Source organism: Bacillus sp. JJ664, from assembly GCF_036962205.1.
GTDB lineage: Bacteria > Bacillota > Bacilli > Bacillales > Bacillaceae_G > Gottfriedia.
Map to the genome: position 1 here is coordinate 1 of NZ_JBALMS010000154.1, position 4179 is coordinate 4179.

The 4179-nt window shown below is 35.5% G+C and carries 5 protein-coding genes; 4 read left to right on the plus strand and 1 reads right to left on the minus strand.

What is annotated here, in order from left to right:
- The 3 genes from V7056_RS18680 to V7056_RS18690 all read left to right on the plus strand — a co-directional run.
- A partial coding sequence (locus V7056_RS18680) for an MFS transporter (protein WP_499703901.1) occupies positions 1–895 on the plus strand: 895 nt, incomplete at its 5' end.
- 359 nt (positions 896–1254) lie between these two features.
- Entirely contained in the window at positions 1255–1683 is a 429-nt protein-coding gene (locus V7056_RS18685) for a universal stress protein (protein WP_088041935.1), read from the plus strand.
- Positions 1684–1858: 175 nt separating this feature from the next.
- The gene (locus V7056_RS18690) at positions 1859–2173 is read left to right on the plus strand and encodes an iron-sulfur cluster biosynthesis family protein (protein ID WP_499703902.1); all 315 of its coding nucleotides are present in this window, start codon (positions 1859–1861) and stop codon (positions 2171–2173) included.
- A 558-nt stretch (positions 2174–2731) separates the two neighbouring features.
- Here V7056_RS18690 and V7056_RS18695 read toward each other — a convergent pair.
- The gene (locus V7056_RS18695; RefSeq protein ID WP_499703903.1) at positions 2732–2851 is read right to left on the minus strand and encodes a hypothetical protein; all 120 of its coding nucleotides are present in this window, start codon (positions 2849–2851) and stop codon (positions 2732–2734) included.
- A gap of 230 nt (positions 2852–3081) precedes the next feature.
- On the opposite strand from V7056_RS18695, the gene V7056_RS18700 reads away from it, so the two are divergent.
- Complete coding sequence (locus tag V7056_RS18700) at positions 3082–3906, plus strand: MerR family transcriptional regulator (RefSeq protein WP_088041933.1); 825 nt, start codon at positions 3082–3084, stop codon at positions 3904–3906.
- Positions 3907–4179: the final 273 nt, after the last annotated feature.

Genomic DNA, 4179 nt, shown 5'->3' on the forward strand with positions numbered 1-4179 from the left:
TGGTTCGTTTACTGGTACGTCTGTGGCTTTTCTAATTAGACAATCAGAACCCCAAAAAATTGGTAAAGCTATTAAATATTCAGGAGTTACTGTACTTGTTGGCTTTGGACTTGGACCAGCAATAGCGGCTTTCATGTTACAATATTTGCCTATTCAACCACTTAGATTACCATTTTGGATCTTAATAGGATTATTAATTATCTCGAATGTCATACTAGGATCTCTACCAAAGGATGTAGTTACGAAAGAACAAAAGCTTGCAAAACATAAGATATCACTTGGCGTTCCCAAAAAAATACGTTCTCACTTTTGGTCGATGTCTGGACTTGCTATTTTTACAGTATTTACGATCCAAGGAACAGCACTTGCTCTAATTCCTACTTTCGTGAAAAATGTTATTCACACATCTAATTTATTTATTTCTGGTTTGATCTTTTTAATTCTATTAGGTGGTGGTGCATTCGCACAGTTTATTCCTAGACCTTCTCAACCTGTTACACGTATTAGATGGGGGATCTTGCTTTTAGTTATTGGTTCTTGGTTGATTGTTACATCTGGTTTTATAGCAAGTTTACCATTATTATGGATCAGTATATTCATACAAGCACTTGGTGGTGGATGGACTTTCCAAAATGCACTATTTTTTGCAGGGCAACTGCCTGAACCTGAAGCGAAACCACGTGTGATTTCGGCTTTCTGGATGTGTGCGTATATAGGGTTTATTGTGCCTCCTGTTTTTGTTGGAGCACTTACTCAAATTTTCAATTTAAACATTTCTCTTGTCGTGCTAAATCTGTTTTCTTCCTTGATTGTCGTTTATGTCTTGTTATATTCAGTTCGATTTAAACGTGAGACATATAGTACAACAGTTCCAAATAAAGGAGCTTCAAGATGATATGTAATAATGAACGGAGAGGGGGAATGCAAACAAACCATTAATTTTTAATTGGATATTTGAGAATGAACGTTCTCAAGTTGGGTCTTCAGCTATTAGTTACGATTAAAGCAACTGCAAATATGGTTTTATAGATAGGAGAATCTCCCCTATGATTTCGCGATCAATTAAAAAGTTGCGCATACAATGGAAAATCTTTGAGGGATTCTATTAAAAAGCATCAAATTAAAATATGTTATTAACGATCGCCGTCAAGTTTTGTCATCAAAGCGGAGGATCTGATCTGATTAATAAAAAAGATAATCACCGTCATGGGTTTTATCATAAAAATAAGATTTTATAATAAGGGGAGTGACAATATGTATGAACGATTTTTGGTTCCAGTTGACGGATCCGAACACTCTAAACATGCATTGAAATCGGCAAAAAGGTTGGCGCAAAACATGGGGATAAATGCCCGTATAACGCTTCTTCATATCATTCCTAGTAACAATATCAATACAGTTGCTTTCGGAGTGGATATTGATATTGAACAATTGCAAGTAGAGGAAGTTAGGAGGATTTTAGATGAATCCGCACAAGTCCTTTCAGGGTCATCTATACAATATGATAGCGAATACCATATTGGAGATCCTGCAGAAATGATATGCAAGAAGGCAAAAGAGGGAGATTACGATCTTATCGTAATGGGTAGCAGGGGACTTAGCCTCTTTTCAGAACTGCTCTTGGGAAGTGTAAGCCATAAAGTGGTCCAGCATGCGAATTGTGCTGTAATGATTGTAAAGTAAATAAGAGGTGATCGTTACCCCAAGTACTAAGAGAAAAAGTACAAGAAGTAACCAGGTTTTATTATAGAGTTTTTAAATGGTGAATTAATTTAATCAAGCTAAATCGTATGGATATGATTAGTGTTATTATGGTTTGTTGTTAGAACAATATCCTTACTGTAAGGAGGGTTTATAAGTGGATTTTCAAATAACTGATTCTGCAAAGGAAGTATTGTGCAATAAAATGAATGAGAATCAATTTATTCAATTGTCATTTGATCGTGGGAGCTGTGACATAGTAAATAATATTTACGAAATGAAAGTTATTAACAAAAGACCAAATGACGCATATGAAAAAATTTTAACAGTAGATAACATTGAATTTTTAGTTAATAATGACTTTGAAGAAGTGTATGATAATCAATTAGTAATAGATTATTCAAACGGATCATTTATCTTTAAAAATAAAAACCAAATATTTAATAATAAAATAGGCCTTAGATATGTTTAGTATTAAACACGCGCCATAGGTAGTCATAAAATATTAAGGTTCAAAAAAAAATTGAAGAGGTAAAACCAGGAAGGTGTTTTAGCATCCTAATGGAGAGGGTAAGTTCCACTCTCTGAAGGTTAACTGAAATATTTGAAGTGTTTTAGTTACACTAAATGGAAGGGTGTTTTTTTCATCTATGTTAAAAATGAGTTGTTACACTCGGCGGCAGTTTAACTCATTTTCAAAGAGAGGCTTTGCTGGTTGCTGGTATTATTTTATTGAAAGTCAAGCAACTGAGTAAAACGAGTTCTTTTTTAGGTGAATGAAATATAATTCAAATGGAAACTGCAGAATCTATAGGTGGAGAGAATAGTGCACCAAGAAATGGCTGAGGCATCAACAATAGGACAGAAACAACTGTTGTTGTAATTTGGTTAGAATAAACGTAAAAAGGCAATATCCCAAAATTGGTGATGTTGCCTTTCTTTTTTTATGAGCAGCGCGAATATAATCTAGTAAAGTCACTCGCGGCTATTAATACTTACCTTTTAATTAAATTTGCCGGGGTTTCTCCTTTTATGCTGATACGAGATTAGCTGCAGCTATCATCGCCATTTTAAAGCGAATTTCGTAAGTGGCAGAGCCGATATGCGGCAAAGTAACAACATTCTTCATTGAAACTAGGTGATTATCCATATTAATTGGTTCTTTGACAAATACATCTAATCCTGCACCATAATTTCACCTGTTTGGAGGGCATGAATTATCCCGTTGCCGTTTTTTATTAAAATTCGGAAAATGTGGTGTGATTAAAAATTCACTTTTGTTGCAAATATAGGTAGATATCGGTTTGCAATGTTTTTTTTTGCTTGACTTTCCACTTATATGGAAGGTTTATAATTCTAGTACAGAAAGGAGTGAATCAAATGTTTAAAATCAGCGAGTTTTCAAAGTTAAGCCAAGTTCCCGCTAAAACATTACGATTTTATGACCAACTTGAACTCCTCAAACCTGCCTATACCGATCAACAAAACGGTTACCGTTACTACAAGAGCGAACAGCTACTTGATCTTCATCGAATTCTGGCGTTTAAGGATCTTGGTTTTACACTTGGACAAATCAAACAGCTTCTGAATGATAATGTATCTACTGAGGAAATTCGCAGAATGTTTCGACTTAAGCAGAAGGCGCTGCACTCGCTGATTCAGTCTGAAATGGAGCGTTTAAGGCGTATTGAGGTAAGACTGGAGCAAATTGAACGGCAAAGTGATGGTCTTTCTCATTACGAGGTTGTGGTTAAGAAGGTCGAGCCCTTAATGGTTGCAACGCTTAAAGAGACCACGGATAGAGCAAGTATTCCTGGGTTATTCGAAGAAATCGACGAATATTTAAAATGGAATGGAATTCCGCTACCTGTTACCCATATGGTGTTGTGGTATAGTTGTACGAAGTGTGAATACAGTATCGATTTGGAAATAGCTTGCCCAATCCCGCGCAAGCTTCAGGACACGGCTCGCTTTCAGACGAAGGTGTTGCCGGAAATGGCGGTTGCGTCAGTGACACATATGAGCAGTCCAGATATATATACACCAGTTAGCATCGATCTAGGTTCCTGGATTGAGGAGAACGGCTACCGAATCATCCCGGAAATACCGAGCAGGGAAGTTTATCTATCAACTCAAGAAAACAACAAATTGCGGTATGTGACCGAGAGTCAGATGCCCATTTTGGGATCAGGGTTCATTCAATAACCATTTAGCCACAATCGATAAAGTAGTTATTGCTAAAATTTTTTACAAAAAGAGTACTAGTTACTTATTTCAACTCAAAGGAAGTAAATGAACTATTGTCTAGAATCTATAATCCAAAGGGATTTAAAACCCGTTTTAAATAATATCATTTAAAAGATTTTCAACTCAAACAAATCCGTGTGAGAGGAGAATAATATTAAATGAAGCTGAACTTTAGAAAACATTTAGATAAAAATTTAAAGTGGTATTTTTTAGGTTTTATTATTTTATTTG

Bases quoted from the DNA above. Each gene is read 5' to 3' on its own strand.
- V7056_RS18685 (WP_088041935.1), top strand. From the start codon at position 1,255: ATGTATGAACGATTTTTGGTTCCAGTTGACGGATCCGAACACTCTAAA.
- V7056_RS18695 (WP_499703903.1), bottom strand. From the start codon at position 2,851: ATGGATAATCACCTAGTTTCAATGAAGAATGTTGTTACTTTGCCGCAT.
- V7056_RS18700 (WP_088041933.1), top strand. From the start codon at position 3,082: ATGTTTAAAATCAGCGAGTTTTCAAAGTTAAGCCAAGTTCCCGCTAAA.